General features: G+C 58.5%; 14 protein-coding genes. 6 read left to right on the forward strand and 8 right to left on the reverse strand.

Annotation, left to right across the window (positions count from 1 at the left end; translation table 11 throughout):
• Positions 1-741: 741 nt before the first annotated feature.
• The 4 genes from EDF82_RS13805 to moeA all read right to left on the reverse strand — a co-directional run bounded on the left by EDF82_RS13805 (position 742) and on the right by moeA (position 6,223).
• Complete coding sequence (locus EDF82_RS13805; RefSeq protein WP_123756090.1) at positions 742-3,174, reverse strand: formate C-acetyltransferase/glycerol dehydratase family glycyl radical enzyme; 2,433 nt, start codon at positions 3,172-3,174, stop codon at positions 742-744.
• A gap of 4 nt (positions 3,175-3,178) precedes the next feature.
• Complete coding sequence (locus tag EDF82_RS13810; RefSeq protein ID WP_123756091.1) at positions 3,179-4,078, reverse strand: glycyl-radical enzyme activating protein; 900 nt, start codon at positions 4,076-4,078, stop codon at positions 3,179-3,181.
• Positions 4,079-4,232: 154 nt separating this feature from the next.
• The gene (gene moeB / locus EDF82_RS13815; protein WP_123756092.1) at positions 4,233-4,988 is read right to left on the reverse strand and encodes a molybdopterin-synthase adenylyltransferase MoeB; all 756 of its coding nucleotides are present in this window, start codon (positions 4,986-4,988) and stop codon (positions 4,233-4,235) included.
• Complete coding sequence (moeA, locus tag EDF82_RS13820) at positions 4,988-6,223, reverse strand: molybdopterin molybdotransferase MoeA (protein WP_123756093.1); 1,236 nt, start codon at positions 6,221-6,223, stop codon at positions 4,988-4,990. The genes moeB and moeA overlap by 1 nt, the downstream gene beginning before the upstream one ends.
• Before the next feature lie 238 nt (positions 6,224-6,461).
• Between moeA and iaaA the strand changes: the two genes are divergently transcribed.
• The 5 genes from iaaA to gsiD all read left to right on the forward strand — a co-directional run bounded on the left by iaaA (position 6,462) and on the right by gsiD (position 12,750).
• The gene (gene iaaA, locus EDF82_RS13825; protein ID WP_123756094.1) at positions 6,462-7,403 is read left to right on the forward strand and encodes a beta-aspartyl-peptidase; all 942 of its coding nucleotides are present in this window, start codon (positions 6,462-6,464) and stop codon (positions 7,401-7,403) included.
• A gap of 12 nt (positions 7,404-7,415) precedes the next feature.
• The gene (gene gsiA, locus EDF82_RS13830) at positions 7,416-9,272 is read left to right on the forward strand and encodes a glutathione ABC transporter ATP-binding protein GsiA (RefSeq protein WP_123756095.1); all 1,857 of its coding nucleotides are present in this window, start codon (positions 7,416-7,418) and stop codon (positions 9,270-9,272) included.
• A gap of 36 nt (positions 9,273-9,308) precedes the next feature.
• Positions 9,309-10,850 (forward strand): glutathione ABC transporter substrate-binding protein GsiB, encoded by a 1,542-nt coding sequence (gene gsiB / locus EDF82_RS13835; protein ID WP_123756096.1) that lies wholly within the window; start codon positions 9,309-9,311, stop codon positions 10,848-10,850.
• A gap of 66 nt (positions 10,851-10,916) precedes the next feature.
• Positions 10,917-11,837 (forward strand): glutathione ABC transporter permease GsiC, encoded by a 921-nt coding sequence (gsiC, locus tag EDF82_RS13840; protein WP_123756097.1) that lies wholly within the window; start codon positions 10,917-10,919, stop codon positions 11,835-11,837.
• A 1-nt stretch (position 11,838) separates the two neighbouring features.
• Positions 11,839-12,750, forward strand: coding sequence for a glutathione ABC transporter permease GsiD (gsiD, locus tag EDF82_RS13845; protein ID WP_123756098.1), 912 nt, complete (start codon positions 11,839-11,841; stop codon positions 12,748-12,750).
• A gap of 101 nt (positions 12,751-12,851) precedes the next feature.
• On the opposite strand, the gene rimO is transcribed toward gsiD, so the two are convergent.
• The 4 genes from rimO to EDF82_RS13865 all read right to left on the reverse strand — a co-directional run bounded on the left by rimO (position 12,852) and on the right by EDF82_RS13865 (position 19,056).
• On the reverse strand, positions 12,852-14,159 hold the full coding sequence (gene rimO / locus EDF82_RS13850; RefSeq protein ID WP_123756099.1) for a 30S ribosomal protein S12 methylthiotransferase RimO: 1,308 nt from the start codon (positions 14,157-14,159) through the stop codon (positions 12,852-12,854).
• Positions 14,160-14,357: 198 nt separating this feature from the next.
• Positions 14,358-15,620, reverse strand: a complete 1,263-nt coding sequence (locus tag EDF82_RS13855) for an anaerobic sulfatase maturase (protein ID WP_123756100.1) — start codon at positions 15,618-15,620, stop codon at positions 14,358-14,360.
• 76 nt (positions 15,621-15,696) lie between these two features.
• Positions 15,697-17,385, reverse strand: coding sequence for an arylsulfatase (locus EDF82_RS13860; protein WP_123756101.1), 1,689 nt, complete (start codon positions 17,383-17,385; stop codon positions 15,697-15,699).
• Between the two features lie 432 nt (positions 17,386-17,817).
• Complete coding sequence (locus EDF82_RS13865; RefSeq protein ID WP_123756102.1) at positions 17,818-19,056, reverse strand: oligosaccharide MFS transporter; 1,239 nt, start codon at positions 19,054-19,056, stop codon at positions 17,818-17,820.
• A gap of 403 nt (positions 19,057-19,459) precedes the next feature.
• Here EDF82_RS13865 and EDF82_RS13870 point away from each other — a divergent pair, with 403 nt between their 5' ends.
• Positions 19,460-19,843, forward strand: coding sequence for a biofilm formation regulator BssR (locus EDF82_RS13870; RefSeq protein ID WP_123756243.1), 384 nt, complete (start codon positions 19,460-19,462; stop codon positions 19,841-19,843).
• Positions 19,844-19,946 lie beyond the last annotated feature (103 nt).

The following is a 19,946-nucleotide window of genomic DNA, read 5'->3' on the forward strand; positions in this document are numbered from 1 at the left end:
TAATCCCGGAGGCGGCGTGACCGCCGGTCCGGGCTACGACGGAGCGGGGCAATGGGGCTTGGGTGCGGGGGTTAATCCCGGAGGCGGCGTGACCGCCTGTCCGGGCTACGACGGAGCGGGGCAATGGGGCTTGGGTGCGGGGGTTAATCCCGGAGGCGGCGTGACCGCCTGTCCGGGCTACGACGGAGCGGGCAATGGGGGCTGGGTGTGGGGGTTATTCCCGGAGGCGGCGTGACCGCCTGGCCGGGCTACGACGGAGCGGAGCAATGGGGTTTTGGGTGCGGGGGGTAATTCCGGAGGCGGCGTGACCGCCGGTCCGGGCTACGACGGAGCGGGCAATGAGGGCTGGGTGCGGGGGGTAATCCCGGAGGCGGCGTGACCGCCGGTCCGGGCTACGACGGAGCGGGCAATGAGGGCTGGGTGCGGGGGGTAATTCCGGAGGCAGCGTGACCGCCGGTCCGGGCTACGACGGAGCGGGGCAATGGGGCTGGTGCGGGGGGTTAATCCCGGAGGCGGCGTGACCGCCTGTCCGGGCTACGACGGAGCGGGGCGATTGGGGCTGGGTGCGGGGTTAATCCCGGAGGCGGCGTGACCGCCTGTCCGGGCTACGGCGGAGTGGGGTGATGGGGTTGGGTGCGGGGGTTATTCCCGGAGGCGGTGCTGAGCACCTCTCCGGGCTACGGGGCTTGTGCCTGGGTGTAGCCCGGACAAGGCGCAGCGCGCCGCCTCCGGGAAGGTGCCTTACAGCGTATGCTCGGTGCGGGCGATGATATCGTCCTGGGCATCCGGCGACAGGGCGGTGAAGAAGGCAGAATACCCGGCGACGCGGACCACTAAATCGCGATACTGGTCGGGGTGTTTCTTCGCTTCCAGCAGCGTTTCGCGCGACACGATGTTGTACTGGATATGCCAGCCTTTATGCACCTCGAAGAAGGTGCGCAGCAGCACCATCAGCTTCTGCTTATCGGACTCGTTCTCCAGCGTCGCGGGGTTCAGCTTCTGGTTAAGCAGCACGCCGCCGAGGATCGAACCGGTAGGCAGCTTGCCGACCGAGCTGATTACTGCCGTTGGCCCCAAATGGTCGGTCCCGGACGCCGGGCTGGCCCCTTCCGCCAGCGGTGAATGCGCCTTACGCCCGTCCGGCGTCGCCATGGTCTGGGCACCAAACGGCACGTTAGCAGAGATAGACGACGTCCCGGCATAGTAGGTGCCGCCAATCGGCCCCCGGCCATAACGCGGGTTGTGATACTGCTTCAGCTCATCGATGTAGGTCTGGTAGGCGCGCGCCAGCAGGGTGTCCACGCTGTCATCATCGTTACCGTATTTTGGTGCGCCGTTAATTAAACGCTGACGCAGCTGCTCGTGGGTCAGGCCGTCGAAATCTTCCGCCAGCGCTTTCGCCAGCTGCTGTTGGCCGATGGCTCCCTGCTCGAACACCAGTTTCTTGACCGCCACCAGACTGTTGCCGAGGTTGGCGATCCCGACCTGCAGGCCGGAAACCCAGTCGTATTTCGCGCCGCCCTGCTTAATGCTTTTCGCCCGCTCGATGCAGTCATCCACCAGCGCCGAGCAGAGAATGTCATGGACGTTCTCTTCCAGCATGGTATCCACGACATACTCAATTTCGATCGATTTGCGGGTGTAGTAACGAATTTGCGTATCCCATGCCGCCATCACTTCGTCGAAGTCAGTGAAGTTGCCTGCGGACAGGGCTTTCGCCTGCGGCAGGAACACCTCGCCGCTGGTGGCGTCGCGACCGCCTTCCATCGCCGCCAGCATCACCCGGGCGAAGTTGATAAAGCTCATGCCGGTGCAGCGATAGCCCCACTTGCCGCCGACCGCGGTTTCGATGCAGCCGATGGCCGCGTAGTCGTAGGCGTCCTGCGGCTCGATGCCGAGCTTGATGAATTCCGGGATCACGATTTCGTCGTTATTAAACGCCGGCATCCCGAAGCCGCAGCGAATTACCTGGACGCAGGCGTCGAGGAAGTCGTTACTCATCCCGGCGTGATAGCGCACGCTGAGGTTCGGCTGAGTGGAACGCAGGCGACCGCAGGATTCCAGAATCGCATAGGAGAGCGGGTTCACCGCGTCCTGCGGGGCACCGTTAATCAGGTTTTGTCCGCCGATGGTGACGTTCTGATACAGCGGGCTGCCCGCCGAGGCTTTCGAGTGCGAGCCGGAGCGGATTTTGTTCACTTCCAGCAGCTTCAGCCAGCAGCTATGCAGCAGTTCAATGGCCTGCTCGCGCTCCAGCGATTGCTGCAGCTCGACGTCGCGACGGTAGAACGGATAGAGATACTGGTCCATACGGCCAAAGGAGACCGAGTGGCCGTTGGATTCAATCTGCAGGATCAGCTGGATGAAGTAGCACAGCTGCAGCGCCTGCCAGAACGTTTTCGGCGGCTCGTGGGCGATATGGTCGCAGTTTTCCGCCATCGCCAGCAGCTCGTCCCGGCGGGTGGCGCGCGTCTCGGTCGCCGCCATCGTCCGCGCCAGTTCGGCAAAGCGCTTGCTGTGCTGGCTTACCGCCTCCAGCACGATATCAATGGCTTTCAGGAACTGTTCGCCGTGCAAATCTTCCAGCACGGTGAGGTTGATGCGTGAACGGCGCTCGGCCACCTTGGCGCGCATCCCGTCGAGGCCTTTTTCCAGCAGCAGCGCATAGTTAACCGCCAGGTGCGCATCGCCGGAGGTCATATTGCCTTCGGCTTTAATAATGCCGGTCGCCAGCAGCGCTTTTTGCTCATCGGTAAACATTCCGTAGCAGCGATCCTGGACGGTTTGTCCTCGCCACCACGGGCAGATTTCATGCAGTACCCGCTTGTTCTCTTCACTGACCGCAAAACCGGCACCGGGACGATCGGCGAGGTCATCGATCTCTTTTTCGATCCAGCTGACGGTATATTCCGGGAAGATTGGCGCGGCGCGGACTTCGCTGGCCTGGTTGCCAACGATCAGTTCGTCGTGCTTGATCCAGATAGTGCGCTCGGCCAGGTGATGGGCCAGCGCCAGCGCGCGACGCACCGGGATCGGCTTATCCAGATGCTGCTGATAAGCGGTGGTGTAATGCTGCGCCCGCTCGGTGCACACCGGCGGCTTAACGATATGTACCAGTGCCATTTTGTGCGCCTGAATGCGTGCGCTCAGCGTATCAAGTTTCAGGGTGGTCATGGGGTTATCCTCGTAAAGTAGCCGTTAAACCTTTGCTCTGAGCATAGTGCTGCGCGAAGGCGAGCAGCTCGGGGTCAGCAAGCGGTTTATCCGGAGCGGTATAGGGCTGGTTGAGTAACTGATATTTGTTCATCCCCAGCGTGTGGTACGGCAGGAAATGAATCTCCGCGACCTGCAGACGGTCGGCGGCAAAATCGGTGATGGCGGTAATGGCGGCTTCATCGGCGTTGAACCCCTGAATCAGCGGGACGCGAATGATAATTTTCTTGCCGGCCTGCGCCACCCGTTGCAGGTTATCCAGCACCCGCCGCGCGCTGCCGTCGGTCCACTGGTTGAAGATGGCTTCGTTGACATGTTTCAGGTCAGCGAGAAACAGATCGGTCCACGGCAGCGAAGGGGCAATGTATTTCCACGGCACGTGCAGGCAGGTTTCAACTGCGGTATGGATCCCGGCTTCATGGCTGGTCTGCAACAGCTGCTGCGCCAGTTCAGGATTCATAAACGGTTCGCCGCCGGAGAGGGTGATCCCGCCGCCGCTGCGATCGTAAAAGGGTTTATCGCGCAGCACGGTTGCCATAATCTCCGCCACGCTCTTCTCTTCGCCGCAGACGCTGAGGGCGGTGGTCGGGCAGCATTCGCGCAGCCGGGTATAATGTTCATCGGTGAGCTTTTCGCGATGGATAATCAGACCGTCGAGAGTGCGGGTAATCACTTCCGGCGCGGCCTGCTGGCACAGGTCGCAGCCGTCGAGGCACAAGCGCGCGTCGTACAGCAGGTCGGCGCTGCGGGCGCGGCTTTCCGGATTCTGGCACCAGCGGCAACCCAACGAACAGCCTTTCAGGAAGACGACGGTGCGAATCCCTGGACCGTCATGGGTAGAATAGCGCTGAATGTTGAAGATCATGATTTACCCTCTTTTTGCATATGAAGATTAAATTACTTTCGAATGAAAGTGACATTGATGCAAATCAACAAGCAGAAGAGATCTCATCAGGAAGAAGAGGGAAAGGCGGATCCGGTCACAGATTATCCGGCGGCGGGCGCCGCCGGTTAGCAGATTAGTGGCGAGCGCACACTTCGCACTGCGGGTCACGCAGCAGCTTCATTTCGCGAAATTGGCAGGTCATTGCATCGTACATCACGATTTTACCCGCCGCCGGAGTGCCATAGTGGGTGAGCACTTTGATTGCTTCCATCGCCTGTAGCGTGCCGATAACCCCGACCAGCGGCGCCATCACCCCTGCCTCAACGCAGGTGAGGGCGTTTTCACCAAACAGGCGGCTCAGGCAGCGATAGCACGGCTCGTCCTCCTGCCAGGTAAAGACGCTGATCTGGCCTTCCATGCGGATGGCAGCACCGGACACCAGCGGCGTTTTGTGCAGGAAACAGCCGGCGTTCAGCTGGTTACGAATAGCGACATTATCGGTGCAGTCGAGCACCAGGTCGTGGGCGGCGATCTGCGCCCGCAAGCTCTCTTCGTCCAGCAGGGCATTCAGTGGGGTGAGCTGAACATGGGGGTTAATACGCGCCAGCGCGTCGCGCGCGGAATCGACTTTCGGCTGGCCGATGGTGGCATCGCTGTGCAGCGTCTGGCGCTGTAAATTGGAGAGCGCGACGGTATCGAAATCCAGCAGCGTCAGCTGGCCGACGCCCGCTGCGGCCAGATACTGCGCGGCGGCGCAGCCGAGTCCGCCGAGGCCGACCACCAGCACCCGCGAGGCCTTCAGCTGCTCCTGACCGTCAAAATCAAACCCGCGCAGGATGATTTGTCGGTTGTAGCGCAGCATCTCCTCATCGCTCAGCTCGACGCCCATTACAGTCCCCCGAACAGATGGTTGAAGGGCTCGACTTCCACCCATTCCCCGGCTTCAACATGGCCGCGTTCACGTTCGAGCACAATAAAACAGTTGCCGAGGCTGAAAGAGCTGAAAATATGCGAACCCTGGTGACCGGTAGAGCTGACCACCAGTTCACCATCCGGAGTGCGCTGGAGCACGCCGCGCTGGAAGTCGAGGCGTCCCGGTGATTTTTTCAAGCGGGCGGCGGCGCGTACGCGCAGGCGGGTAGGCTGAACCTGGCCGTGATTGCCGCTCAGCTTCGCCAGCAGCGGCTGCACCAGCTGGTAGAAGGTCAGGGTCGCGGAAACCGGGTTTCCAGGCAGACCGCAGAACCAGCTGGTGTTCAGTTTACCGAAGGCAAAAGGTTTGCCCGGTTTGATAGCCAGCTTCCAGAAGCCAATTTCACCCAGCTCTTCAAGGATGGTTTTGGTGTAATCCGCTTCCCCGACGGAGACGCCGCCGGAGCTAATCACCACGTCGGCCTGCTGGTCCGCCTCGATAAAGGCGGCGCGCAGCTTGTCCGGATCGTCAGGGATAATGCCAAGGTTAATGACCTCACACCCCAGCTGTTGCAGCATCAGGTGCACGGCCAGGCGGTTGGTATCGTAGATTTGCCCGTCGCCAAGCGGCTGGCCCGGCAGCTGGAGTTCGTCCCCGGTTGAGAACACCGCGACGCGCACTTGGCGTACCACTTCGACTTGCGCAATCCCCAGTGACGCCAGGACCGGCAGTTCGGCGACGGTTAAACGGGTCCCCGCCGGGAACACCACGGCGCCGGCGGCGATGTCTTCCCCGCGCAGGCGAATGTTCTGTCCGGCTTTCACCGGTGCAAGGAAACGCACGCCGTCGTCGGTCTGTTCGGTTTCTTCCTGCATCACCACCGCATCGCAGCCTGGCGGGATCGGCGCGCCGGTCATAATGCGGATGCAGCTTCCGGCAGGCCACTGCGTGTGAAAAGGCTGCCCGGCGAAGGCTTTACCCGCCACCGGTAGCGCGGCGCCGTCGGCGAGGTCGGCCAGTCGCACGGCATAGCCATCCATCGCCGAGTTATCAAAGCCAGGAACGTCCAGCGGCGAGCTAAGATCATGGGCAGTCACGCGGGAAAAGGCCTGCAACAGCGGTACGGTTTCCACCGCACTCAGCGGCGTAATTCGATTGAGCATTTCTGTCAGGGCTGTGTCGAGGGGCATCAGTCCGGCGTTAAAATCCATGGGGCTCTCCTGCGGGTAAAACTACGAAAGGGGCATTATGCCAGAAAAGCGTTGCCGTCCATACGGCTTCACCGTTTGTGCTAACACCTGCGGATGCGCTTTCTATATTCCAAAATTGTATAGGACTGTCAGCACGATAATGATATTTATACATAAAATTATCCATGGACACTCTTTGCCACTCAGTGGTGGTTTACAGGATGTCAGGTTAAGACACACATCGTTAAGGGATCGCTGAATGGGCAAGGCGGTGATAGCAATTCATGGCGGAGCGGGCGCATTGACGCGCGCGACCATGACACCGGAGCGCGAGCGGCAGTATGTGGCGGCGCTCTCAGAGATTGTCGACAGCGGGCAAAAAATGCTGGCAGCAGGGGCCAGCGCGCTGGATACGGTGACCGAAGCGGTGCGGCTGCTGGAAGAGTGTCCGCTGTTTAATGCCGGGATCGGCTCGGTCTTTACCCGCGACGCCACCCACGAACTGGACGCCTGCGTGATGGACGGCAACCAGTTGCAGGTTGGGGCGGTCGCCGGGGTCAAACATCTGCGTAACCCGGTGCTGGCGGCGCGTCTGGTGCTTGAGCGTAGCCCGCACGTGCTGCTGATTGGCGAAGGGGCCGAGGCGTTTGCCGCCTCCCACGGAATGGCGCAGGTCGACAACGATCTGTTTTCGACCACAGAGCGGCGGCTGCAGCTCCAGCAGGCCCAGAGTGACGATGTCATCGTGCTCGATCACCACGCCGCGCCGCTGGATGAGCGGCAAAAAATGGGCACCGTCGGTGCCGTGGCGTTGGATCTGAACGGTAATCTGGCCGCCGCGACCTCGACCGGCGGCATGACCAATAAACTGCCCGGCCGCGTTGGCGACAGCCCGCTGCCGGGGGCCGGGTGCTATGCCAATAACGCCAGCGTGGCGGTCTCCTGTACCGGCACCGGCGAGGTGTTTATCCGCGCGATGGCGGCCTACGATATCGCCGCGCTGATGGAGTATGGCAACCTCAGCCTGTTCGACGCCTGCGAGCGGGTGGTGATGGAAAAACTGCCGGCGCTTGGCGGCAGCGGCGGGCTGATTGCCATCGACAGAGAAGGCAACGTGGTGCTGCCGTTTAACAGCGAAGGCATGTATCGGGCCTGGTGCTATGCCGGCGATACGCCGACAATTGGGATCTATCGGGAATAAGGAGGACGCGCGTTGCCGCATAGTCAAGATATCGACGCCAGTGACGTTCTGGTGGTACGCGATCTGAACGTGGCGTTTCGCCAGGAGCAGGCGACCTTTGCTGCGGTGCAACACCTTTCGTTCACCCTGCGGCGCGGCGAGACCTTAGCCATCGTCGGGGAGTCTGGTTCAGGCAAATCGGTGACCGCGCTGGCGCTGATGCGTCTGCTCGACCAGGCGGCGAGCCAGGTCAGCAGCGAGGCGCTGAGGCTGCGTCGTCGCAACGGCCAGGTCATCGCCCTCGACTCGCTGTCCGACGCCGGGATGCGCAGCGTGCGCGGGGCCGACATGGCGATGATTTTCCAGGAGCCAATGACCTCGCTGAACCCGGTGTTTACCGTCGGGGAGCAGATCGCCGAATCCCTGCGACTACACCAGGGATTAGGGCGTGAGGCGGCGCTGCGGGAAGCGAAGAAAATGCTCGATCAGGTACGCATTCCCGAAGCAGAAACGATGCTCTCGCGCTATCCGCATCAGCTATCCGGCGGGATGCGCCAGCGGGTGATGATCGCGATGGCGCTGTCGTGCCGCCCGGCGGTGCTGATCGCCGATGAACCGACCACCGCGCTGGATGTCACCATCCAGGCACAGATTCTGCAGCTCATCGCCGTACTGCAAAAAGAGATGGCGATGGGGGTAATTTTTATCACCCACGATATGGGCGTGGTGGCCGATATCGCCGACCGGGTGCTGGTGATGTACCGCGGTGAAGCGGTAGAGAGCGGCAGCGTGGAGGAGATTTTCCGCGCGCCGCAGCATCCGTATACCCAGGCGCTGCTGGCGGCGGTACCGCGGTTGGGGGCGATGCGCGGCAGCGTGCTGCCGCGCCGTTTCCCGCTGCTCGCGCAAGAACCGTCGGAAGAGGAACAACAGAACACGGTGGGGAGCGGCGAGCCGATTCTCAAAGTGCGCGACCTGGTGGCGCGCTTTCCGCTGCGCAGCGGCATTCTGAACCGCATCACCCGGGAAGTTCACGCGGTGGAAAAGGTCAGCTTCGATTTGTGGCCGGGGGAAACCCTGTCGTTGGTCGGCGAGTCCGGCTGCGGCAAGTCAACCACCGGGCGCGCGTTATTGCGGCTGGTGGCGACGCAGGGCGGTTCGATCGTCTTTAACGGTGAGCGCATCGATACCCTGGCCAACAGCAAGCTGCAGGCGCTGCGCCGCGATATCCAGTTTATTTTCCAGGATCCGTTCGCCTCGCTCGACCCGCGACAAACCATCGGCTATTCGATTATGGAGCCGCTGCGGATCCACGGCATGCTTGAGGGCGAGGCCGCACGTCAGCGCGTCAGCTGGCTGCTGGAGCGCGTTGGCCTGCAGCCGGAACACGCCTGGCGTTATCCGCATGAGTTTTCCGGCGGCCAGCGTCAGCGGGTTTGCATCGCCCGCGCGCTGGCGCTCAACCCGAAAGTGGTGATTGCCGATGAAGCAGTCTCGGCGCTTGATGTGTCGATCCGCGCGCAGATTATTAATCTGATGCTCGATTTACAGCGCGAAATGGGCATCGCCTTCCTGTTTATTTCGCACGATATGGCGGTGGTTGAACGCATCAGCCACCGCGTAGCGGTGATGTATCGTGGGCGCATCGTTGAGATTGGCCCACGTCGCGCCGTGTTTGAAAACCCGCAGCATCCTTATACCCGCAAACTGATGGCCGCCGTACCGGTGGCCGACCCGGCGCATCGTCATCCGCAGCGCGTGCTGCTGTCTGACGAACTGCCGGGCAATATTTACAAGCGCGGGGAAGAGGTCATCAGCACGCCGTTACAACAGGTGGGACCGGGGCATTATGTCGCCAGGGAACCCGTCGCCGACGTGCTGGGAAGATAACAACGACACTAACAAAACAGTATTCAGGAGAACAACATGACACAACGCGTATTACGCAAAGGGTTGTTGGCGCTGGGCATCGTGTCGGCGCTGGCTGCAAGCCCGGCCTTTGCCGCCAAAGATGTCGTCGTGGCGGTCGGTTCTAACTTTACGACCCTTGATCCTTATGACGCCAATGACACCCTGTCACAGGCGGTCGCAAAGTCTTTTTATCAAGGCCTGTTTGGTCTTGATAAGGAGATGAAGCTGCAGAACGTGCTGGCGGAAAGCTACACGATTTCGCCGGACGGCCTGGTCTACACCATCAAGCTGCATTCGGGCGTCAAGTTCCAGGACGGCAGCGATTTTAATGCCGATGCGGTGAAGGCCAACCTCGACCGCGCCAGCAACCCGGACAACCACCTCAAACGCTACAACCTGTATAAAAATATCGCCAGCACCGACGTCGTTGACCCGACGACGGTGAAGATCACCCTTAAGCAGCCTTTCTCAGCGTTCATCAACATCCTGGCCCACCCGGCAACGGCGATGATCTCCCCGGCGGCGCTGAAAAAATACGGCAAGGAGATTGGCTTCCATCCGGTAGGGACCGGGCCGTATAAGCTCGACACCTGGAATCAGACCGATTTTGTCAAAGTGACGAAATTTGCCGGTTACTGGCAGCCAGGCCTGCCGAAGCTGGACTCGATCACCTGGCGTCCGGTGGTGGATAACAATACCCGTGCGGCGATGCTGCAAACCGGCGAGGCGCAGTTTGCCTTCCCGATCCCCTACGAGCAGGCCCCGCTGCTGGAGAAAAACAGCAAGCTGGAGCTGGTGGCCAGCCCGTCAATCATGCAGCGCTACATCAGCATGAACGTCACGCAAAAGCCGTTCGATAACCCGAAAGTGCGGGAAGCGATCAACTACGCCATCAACCGCCAGGCGCTGGTGAAAGTCGCCTTTGCGGGTTACGCCACCCCGGCGACCGGCGTTGTGCCGCCGTCGATTGCCTATGCCGAGAGCTTTAAACCGTGGCCGTACGATCCGGCGAAAGCTCGCGAACTGCTGAAAGAGGCCGGTTACCCTAACGGTTTCAGCACCACCCTGTGGTCGTCGCATAACCACAGCACCGCGCAGAAAGTGCTGCAGTTTACCCAACAGCAGCTGGCGCAGGTGGGGATTAAGGCGCAGCTGACGGCGATGGATGCTGGCCAGCGCGCGGCGGAAGTGGAAGGCAAAGGGCAGAAAGAGAGCGGGGTGCGGATGTTCTACACCGGCTGGTCCGCCTCAACGGGCGAAGCCGACTGGGCGCTGTCGCCGCTGTTTGCTTCGCAAAACTGGCCGCCAACCCTGTTCAACACCGCCTTCTATGGCAATCCGCAGGTGGATAAAGACCTCAGCGACGCCCTGAAAACCACCGACGTGCAGGAAAAAACGCGGCTCTACAAAGCGGCGCAGGAGACTATCTGGAAAGAGTCGCCGTGGGTACCGCTGGTGGTCGAAAAACTGGTCTCGGCCCATAGCAAGACCCTCAGTGGTTTCTATATTCAGCCGGATACCGGATTTAGCTTTGAACAGGCGGATTTAGCACAGTGATGGTATGTACCCTGACCCTCTCCCACGTCGGGAGAGGGATGCAGACCTGCAGGCAAAGGGGGGACGATGCTCAACTATGTGCTTAAGCGCCTGCTGGGCCTGATCCCAACCCTGCTGATTGTGGCGGTGCTGGTGTTTTTGTTCGTGCATATGCTGCCCGGCGATCCGGCGCGGCTGATTGCCGGTCCGGAGGCCGACGCGCAGGTAGTGGCGATGGTGCGCCAGCAACTGGGGCTTGACCAGCCGCTGCATGTGCAGTTCTGGCACTATATCACCAGCGTGCTACAGGGCGATTTTGGCACCTCGATGGCGTCGCGTCGCCCGGTCAGCAGCGAAATCGCCAGCCGCTTTATGCCGACGCTGTGGCTGACGCTCGCCAGCATGAGCTGGGCGGTGATTTTTGGCATGGCGGCGGGGATTGTGGCCGCCGTGTGGCGGAATCGCTGGCCCGACCGGCTGGGAATGGCGCTGGCGGTCACCGGGATCTCATTTCCGGCCTTTGCGCTGGGGATGCTGCTGATGCAGGTGTTCTCGGTGGAGCTGGGCTGGTTGCCGACGGTAGGCGCCGATAGCTGGCGACACTATATTTTGCCTTCGCTGACGCTGGGGGCGGCGGTGGCGGCGGTGATGGCGCGGTTTACCCGGGCCTCGTTTGTCGATGTTCTGCATGAAGACTATATGCGCACCGCCCGCGCCAAAGGGGTGAGCGAGACGCTGGTGGTGCTCAAACATGGTCTGCGCAACGCCATGATCCCGGTCGTCACCATGATGGGGCTGCAGTTCGGCTTTCTGCTCGGCGGTTCGATTGTGGTCGAGAAGGTCTTTAACTGGCCAGGTCTCGGGCGGTTGCTGGTGGATTCGGTGGAGATGCGCGATTATCCGGTGATTCAGGCGGAAGTTCTCCTCTTTTCGCTGGAGTTTATTCTTATCAATTTAGTGGTGGATGTGCTGTATGCCGCCATTAACCCGGCTATCAGGTACAAGTAAGGTGCGATTGCTCAACTGGAGAAGGCAGGCGGTTATCAACGCGATGCCGGGCATCAGGCCCGGACACATCCGCACGCCGTGGCGCGAGTTCTGGCGGCGATTTCGTCGTCAGCCGGTGGCGATGGGGGCGGGGGTATTTGTCCTGCTGCTGATTGTGCTTGCGCTGGTGGCGCCGTGGATCGCGCCGTTCGATGCGGAAAACTATTTCGATTATGACCGGCTCAATGACGGCCCGTCGATGATCCACTGGTTTGGCGTGGATTCGTTAGGGCGGGATATCTTTAGCCGGGTGCTGGTCGGCGCGCGGATTTCACTGGCGGCCGGGGTGCTGGCGGTGCTGATCGGCGCGGTGATTGGCACCGTGCTCGGTTTACTGGCCGGGTATTACGAAGGCTGGTGGGACCGCATCATCATGCGCATCTGCGATGTGCTGTTCGCGTTCCCTGGGATCCTGCTGGCGATTGCGGTGGTGGCGGTGATGGGCAGCGGCATGTCAAACGTGATCATTGCGGTGGCGATCTTCTCGATCCCGGCCTTTGCCCGACTGGTGCGCGGGAATACCCTGGTGCTCAAGCAGCAGACCTTTATCGAGTCGGCACGCAGCATTGGCGCCAGCGATATGACGATCCTGTTCAGCCATATTTTGCCCGGCACGGTATCGTCGATCGTGGTCTATTTCACCATGCGTATCGGGGTATCGATTATCTCTGCCGCCAGTCTTTCTTTCCTCGGACTGGGGGCGCAGCCGCCGACGCCGGAGTGGGGGGCGATGCTCAACGAAGCGCGCGCGGATATGGTAATGGCACCGCACGTGGCGCTGTTTCCGGCGATTGCGATTTTCCTGACGGTGCTGGCGTTTAATCTGCTGGGAGACGGCCTGCGCGATGCGCTGGATCCGAAGATAAAGGGATAAGGTAGAATTCCCCGGTGGCGTTGTCGCTTACCGGGGCTACAGACTGACACCCGGATCAGGCGCGTTAGCGCCGCAATCCGGGATAAGCTCAGAGAGAGGACTTAAACCCGGCTGCCCCACAGGTCGTATTCGTCGGCGTGTTCAACTTTCACACGCACCACGTCGCCTGGTTTGACCTTGGTTTCGCCGTTCAGGTAGACCGCGCCGTCGATTTCCGGGGCATCGGCCATGCTGCGGCCAATCGCGCCTTCTTCGTCAACTTCGTCGATCAGCACCATCACTTCACGGCCCACTTTTTCCTGCAGGCGTTCGGCGGAAATCTGCTGCTGAAGCTGCATAAAGCGGTTCCAGCGCTCTTCTTTTACCTCTTCCGGGACCTGATCCGCCAGTTCGTTGGCGGTGGCGCCTTCAACCGGGCTGTATTTGAAGCAGCCGACGCGATCGAGGCGGGCATCTTTCAGGAAGTCGAGCAGCATCTGGAAATCTTCTTCGGTTTCACCCGGGAAGCCGACGATAAAGGTCGAACGCAGGGTCAGGTCCGGGCAGATTTCACGCCACTGCTTGATGCGCGCCAGCTGACGGTCCGCAGAACCCGGGCGTTTCATCAGTTTCAGAATACGCGGGCTGGCGTGCTGCAGCGGGATATCCAGGTACGGCAGAATTTTGCCGGCGGCCATTAACGGGATCACGTCATCCACGTGCGGGTACGGATAGACGTAGTGCAGGCGCACCCAGATCCCCAGCTTCGCCAGCTCTTCACACAGGCTGACCATGCTGGTTTTGACCGGCATGCCGTCGTGGAAGCCGGTGCGATGTTTAACATCGACGCCGTAAGCAGACGTATCCTGGGAGATGACCAGCAGCTCTTTAACGCCGGCATCGGCCAGGCGTTTGGCTTCGGCAAGCACTTCGCCAATCGGACGGCTGACCAGGTCGCCACGCATCGACGGGATAATGCAGAAGGTGCAGCGGTGGTTACAGCCTTCGGAAATTTTCAGATAGGCGTAATGACGCGGCGTCAGCTTCACGCCCTGTTCCGGCACCAGGCTCAGGAACGGGTTGTGCTTTGGCTTAGGCGTGTAGTGGTGAACATGCTCCAGAACCTGCTCGTAGCTGTGCGGGCCGGTGATCTCAAGCACTTTCGGATGCACTTCACGAATCTGATCTTCTTTAGCGCCCAGGCAACCGGTAACGATAACTTTGCCGTTTTCTTTTAACGCTTCACCGATGGTTTCCAGCGATTCCTGGACCGCGCTGTCGATAAAGCCGCAGGTGTTGACGATAACCATATCGGCATTGTCGTAGCTGGGAACCACTTCATAACCTTCGGTACGCAGTTCGGTCAGAATGCGCTCGGAGTCCACGAGGTTTTTCGGGCACCCTAATGAGATAAATCCAATTTTGGCCATTTTTTATACTATTCATTGCTCGGAATGGCGCGATTATACCTATGCCTTGATTGTCGTTTCTAGCCCCCTATGAGCGGCAAAAGACGAATAAAGACGTAACCTCACAGCAGATAACAAGAAAGCCGCTGCAATAATAGTCAGCGCGCGGCTAAAAGCGCGGCGCGATGCGGGGATCGCTGCCGCGTGGGTGGCCGGGAGCTATTTCAGCATGGCGGCGATTTTCTCCAGCGTCGGGGTGACCGACGCGTAAAAGTGGCGAAAGCCCGGGCACAGATAGTTGAGGCCCTCTTCACCATCCGGGGCGCGCACGATGCGATTTTTCGGGCACTCTCCCCAGCACAGATTCAGATGCGGGCAGGATTTGCAGTAGGCGGGCAGGGTCTCTTTTTTGCCCATACCGAATACTTTTTGCCGTTCAGAAAAGACCATATGCGCCAGTTTGTGGGCGCGGATGTTCCCCAGTTTGTACTCGGGGTAGACGTAGTGATCGCAGGAATAGACGTCGCCGTTTTTCTCAATGGCCAGCGCTTTGCCGCAAAACGGTGCGGTGATGCACAACTGAGAAGGCAGTCCCATGGTTTGTACCACCGCGGTTTCAAACAGATTAACCTGTACGCGGCCTAAATCGTGGGTGACCCAGTCATCAAAGGTTGCGGTCAGAAAATGGCCCCAGTCCTCCGGGTCAACGGACCAGTCGGTGACGATGGAGTCGAGATCCCCCGGTTTAGCCCGCCGGCTGCCGGTCAGCGGAATGGTGTCGTCCTGCCAGAACTGCGGGGCCGTGGTTTTAAACTCCGCCGCCTCCACGCAGGGGGTGAACTGAATATAGGTCGCCCCAAGTTCCTGAGTCAGGAACCGGTAGACCTCGTGGGGAAAACGGGCATTGACCCGGTTGATCACCGCCAGCGCGTTGAAAGGCACCTGATGACGCTTGAGGGCGGCAATGCCTTCCATCACTTTATCAAAGGTGGGCTTACCGCTGCGGGTCACGCGAAAACGGTCATGGAGCTCGCGCGGGCCATCAATGGAGACCCCCACAAGAAAGTTATGCGCTTTTAAAAACGCCGCCCACTGGTCGTTGATCAACACGCCATTGGTCTGCAGATCGTTCTCAATACGCTGATGTTTTGGCTGATATTTATTTTGCAGCGCCACCACCTTGTGGAAAAAATCCAGCCCCATCAGGGTCGGTTCTCCCCCTTGCCAGGAGAAGATGATCTCCTCGCCATCCTGGCTTTGAATATACTGGCGGATAAAGTTTTCCAGAACCTCGTCGCTCATCCCCTTATCGTGCGGCTGGTGCAGCAGCTGCTCTTTGTGCAGATAAAAGCAGTACTGGCAGTCAAGATTACAGGTTGAACCGCTGGGTTTCGCCATCACGTGGTAGCGTCGTTTATAGGCGGGAAGATATCGCCCTTCATTCGGTAACGGCGTCAGAGGGATCTCGGTGCTTTTTTTCATCAACCCTAACCTGTGTCATGGAGCGTCTGAAGTAAAAAAGGCCCGGGGAGCGAACGCCGCGGGCCGGACCGTGATGTTAGTTACCGGTAGGCATGCTTAGCTGGAAACCTTCGTTCTGCAACTGATCGCGCACGTTTTTGAAACGCTCATACTGAGATAGCGTGATCGGGCCATTGTAGGTTTCGCTCTGCGCTTTACGCGGCGGATACTGGACATAGGTTTTCATCAGATTTGAGATGGCCTCATTGAAGGTCACCAGCGTCCAGGTGTGCTCGGTATAGTTGTTCATAAAGATGTCGTAACGTTCCTGCGGATCCTGCCAGAGGTCAAAAATCTGCGGCACGGTGGCGACATAAGACTCCGGTCCTTTCCATCCGAGGTTCGCGTCAACCGCCAGGCCGCCGGTTTTGGCGCCGTCGTCGCCGCGCAGGTTAAATACCGCCTTATAGTGCCCGACGCGTGCGGCCCCCGGGGTCAGTTCGTTTTCCGTAAAGTAGAACCATGACGTCCGTGGATCTTTGCCGGTACCGAACAGCACCGGGGAGATGTCGTAACTGTCAAAGATAATGGGCTGACCGGCGCGGTCCTTGTCCGGAAGTTTAATACCGGCTACGGAAGCAAAGGTGGCCATCAGATCCAGGCCCCCGACGATGTCATAGTTGCGGCTATGGTCTTTAATTTTCCCAGGCCACCAGGCAATAGCCGGAACGCGACTGCCGCCTTCACGATCGGTGCCCTTGGTACCACGGAACGGCGTGTAGCCGGCGTCAGGATAGACATCCTGCCAGGCGCCGTTATCAGTGGTCCAGATCACGAGGGTGTCTTTATCGAGGCCCAGTTCACGCAGCTTATCCATGATGTGGCCGACGCGGGCGTCCATCTCTACCATCGAATCCGCATACTTGCTCTTCGACATCGATTTACCAATGTAATCAGGATCGGGCATGTTCGGCTGGTGGTTCTTCATGAAGTTAATGCTCATAAAGAACGGTTCCGTCGATTTGGCATTGGCCGTCAGGTAATCCAGCGAGGCTTTTTCGACGTAGCGATCGTAGAACGGAATGCCGATCACCCCTTCTTTGCCATCGATCACCGGGGTGTTGACGTACTGGCCGTTGATTTTGAAGTCTTCGGTCGGGGCTTCACCGGCTTTCCCTGAGAGGGCACCGCGGGTGACGCGAGCAAACATGTCACGCAATTTCGGGTCCATATCCGGGAACCACGTGGGGTCGGCGTAGGTGTAAGCATTGAGGTGATACAGGCCGACATACTTCATTTCGTCGTAGCCCTGGGCATTGGGCAGGGCATAGTCGGCTTCGCCGAGGTGCCATTTACCGGTGAAGAAGGTTTTGTATCCGCCGGTTTTCAGCACCGATGCCAGGGTCCACTCTTCTTTCGGCAGGCCGCCGCCCTGGCCCTGGAAGGCCACGGTGGTCATCCCGCTGCGGTTAGGGATCCGTCCGGTTTGCATGGCGGCACGGCCAGGGGTACTGCTGGGCTGACCATAAAAGTCAAAGAAGGTCATCCCTTCATCGGCCATTCGGTCGAGGTTGGGGGTCGGCATACCGCGACCTTCGCCCCCGCCATACACGCCGAGATCGCCGTAGCCGGTATCGTCTGAGACGATCAAAATGATGTTAGGTTTCTTTGCTGATTCACCGTTTTGGGCCGTACTGTTTTGATCGGCGGCCCGCACAGCGCCATAGGGTAAGAGAGAGCCGGCGGCGAACGCCAGCACCCCTATACCCTTATATGTTTTATTCATGTTTTTCCCCACCACAGTTGCATTTGATAATGAGTATTATTTAACGCTGTCCGGGATGCCTAAGATGAATCAGTTCAATACCCCAACGTAGCCATGAAATAATCGGCATCTTATTTAGTGTCCGGGCAAACGTTGTAAGTGAAGTTGATATTGATAAAAAATGCCAGGACCCCCGGTTACCCCCTGGACGAGAACAGACCAAAGTGCTTCAGGCCTTGTCCTGTGCGGATTTGGCGGGTTTTTATAGCGGGATGGAGGGTAAAATAAACGCTGGAATTGGAATTAATTCAGGAAAACGAAGCGTTATAATAAGCGTATTTTTTTGTCATCAAATATTTCGTCATTAATAAATGCCGAGCGATTTCAGCCGCATTGAATAATATTTTTAAATTATCAACAACGGCCCCGGGAGGGTTTCCCGGGGCCTGATAGTCAGGAAGAGGTGACGTTGCCTGCCGGTGCAGCGCCGGGGGCGGTGGGCTCGCGCTTGTCCCGCAAGGTGAAAATCGAGATCAGGGTAAACAGACCGGCGATGCTGCCGAGAATGTAATAGGTATGGGCGAAACCGATGGTGTCGTACAGGTAACCCGCCAGCGGTGAGTAAATCGCGGTGGCAATAGAGGCCACGAAAAGCACCAGCAAATAGACCGTCGAGGAGAGTTTATGGTCGAAGTTGGCGGCGATAAATTTGAATACCGACACCAGGATCAGCGGTTTTTCCAGCGCGTGCATCATTTTCACCGCGCCGATCCATACCGGGCCAAGCGGGATGGCGGAACCCACGATGCGCACAGACATAATCAGTCCGGCAATAATCAGCGCCCACTTAGCCCCGGTGCGGTTAACAAACCACGGCATCAGGCATAAAAAGAGCGTTTCGCCACAGACCTGAATCGACGCCAGAATACCGTACCAGCGATTGCCTTCTTCCGGGGTAGGGAACTGGAGTGAAAAGTACTGGGCAAACTGCTGATCGTAGGTGTCGTAAATCTGGGTGACGAACAGGGTGAAGATCAGCAGCATCCAGAACTGACCATTTTTCGCCAGCTCCAGCGCATGGGAGACCTTCAGCGCGCTGGTTTTTTGGATCTCCTCCTCGGTGAGCTCGATTTTGGTCAGCATAAAACAGATGGCGGCAATAACGATGGCAATACTGGCCAGCCAGAAGGCGAGGTTCGGGTTGCTGTCGATATACTTGCCGACAATCCAGGCGGCGGCGGCCCAGCCCAGCGACCCCCACATCCGCACCCGGCCATATTCAAAGTGATAGCGGCGAGAGATTTTGTCGATATACGAATCGATCACCCCGCAGCCGGAGTTAAAAATCATCCCCAGGTAGATACCGCCCAGTAAGGCACCCAGCCAGAAGCTATGGACCAGCAGCGGAGCGTACAGATAGATAAAGAACGGCCCGACCGGCAACAGCATGGCCAGCAGGATCCAGATAAGCCGCTTTTTCAGGCCAAATTTGTCGGCAATAAAGCCGAAAAACGGCTGCATCAGCAGGGCGATAAAGGCGTTAACGGAGTACAGCAGACCGGTTTTGGTGGCGCTGATCCCAAGATGCTGGGTGGTCCAGATAACAAAGAACGCCATGGTCGATGACCAGGCGAATAAATAGAGGAAATCGAAAAGACTCAACAAGACGTAGTTTCTTTTGCCGGGCGTCATGATTTCAGTTCCTTCAGGCGGATCGCGGTTATGTTACAGCCCTAAGCTGTAGGGTGTGTTTTTTATTAAGTGTTATACGTAATACATTTGCGATGCTGATATGACACCCGGAAAAGAATTTGATCAATTTCTATGGTGTTAATTTGTGATGTAACCGGCAATAAATAGCATTTTAATGATTTTTACGTAGTCATCATCCCTCTTGATTGCATGTGTTACGTATAACATTTTTTGTTTTATTGGCGTATCTTAACGGCGCAGTGGCGTGCGACAGAGGATAACCATCTTTTTAACATTGTAAATGATGTTAATTAACCGGAATGATTGACCTCGCGCATCTTTCTGCGCAAAAAATAACCATATTATGATCGTGAACATGGACAACAACAGAGGAGGAACCATGATGAACGTTGACAGACGCTACCGTAACCTTCTGAATAAGCTGAGTAATGCCAGTATCGATCTTGATGCTTATTTGCAGCTACGCAAAGCGAAGGGCTATATGTCAGTCAGCGAAAATGAGCATCTGCGGGATAACTTGTTTGAACTCTGCCGTGAAATGCGTGAATACGGAGCGCAATTGCGGGATGCCCTCGCGCCGGAAGAGAAGGATGCCTTCCGTTCTGCGGGTGAAGCCGTCGCCTCTGCGGCGATCTGCTTGATGAGCGGGCGCCATGACTGCCCGTCGTATATCGCGGTGAACGTCGAGATGCTGGAACGCTACCTGGCAGCGTTGTCGCTGAATATTCATAAACTGAATAAGTTGGCGGCAGCAAGCCACGCCTGATCGTCAGGGGGAGTTGAGCTCCCCCTGTTTAATGTTATGTAAAAATCCCTTCCTGATGCGCCTCGCTGGCTACCCTTATCGAATTGCTGACAAAAGGAGTATG

Source organism: Klebsiella sp. BIGb0399, from assembly GCF_003752615.1.
GTDB lineage: Bacteria > Pseudomonadota > Gammaproteobacteria > Enterobacterales > Enterobacteriaceae > Klebsiella > Klebsiella lignicola.

Bases quoted from the DNA above. Each gene is read 5' to 3' on its own strand.
- gsiB (WP_123756096.1), top strand. From the start codon at position 9,309: ATGACACAACGCGTATTACGCAAAGGGTTGTTGGCGCTGGGCATCGTG.
- EDF82_RS13805 (WP_123756090.1), bottom strand. From the start codon at position 3,174: ATGACCACCCTGAAACTTGATACGCTGAGCGCACGCATTCAGGCGCAC.
- EDF82_RS13855 (WP_123756100.1), bottom strand. From the start codon at position 15,620: ATGAAAAAAAGCACCGAGATCCCTCTGACGCCGTTACCGAATGAAGGG.
- moeA (WP_123756093.1), bottom strand. From the start codon at position 6,223: ATGGATTTTAACGCCGGACTGATGCCCCTCGACACAGCCCTGACAGAA.
- gsiC (WP_123756097.1), top strand. From the start codon at position 10,917: ATGCTCAACTATGTGCTTAAGCGCCTGCTGGGCCTGATCCCAACCCTG.
- moeB (WP_123756092.1), bottom strand. From the start codon at position 4,988: ATGGGCGTCGAGCTGAGCGATGAGGAGATGCTGCGCTACAACCGACAA.
- iaaA (WP_123756094.1), top strand. From the start codon at position 6,462: ATGGGCAAGGCGGTGATAGCAATTCATGGCGGAGCGGGCGCATTGACG.
- rimO (WP_123756099.1), bottom strand. From the start codon at position 14,159: ATGGCCAAAATTGGATTTATCTCATTAGGGTGCCCGAAAAACCTCGTG.
- EDF82_RS13870 (WP_123756243.1), top strand. From the start codon at position 19,460: ATGAACGTTGACAGACGCTACCGTAACCTTCTGAATAAGCTGAGTAAT.
- EDF82_RS13865 (WP_123756102.1), bottom strand. From the start codon at position 19,056: ATGACGCCCGGCAAAAGAAACTACGTCTTGTTGAGTCTTTTCGATTTC.
- EDF82_RS13810 (WP_123756091.1), bottom strand. From the start codon at position 4,078: ATGATCTTCAACATTCAGCGCTATTCTACCCATGACGGTCCAGGGATT.
- EDF82_RS13860 (WP_123756101.1), bottom strand. From the start codon at position 17,385: ATGAATAAAACATATAAGGGTATAGGGGTGCTGGCGTTCGCCGCCGGC.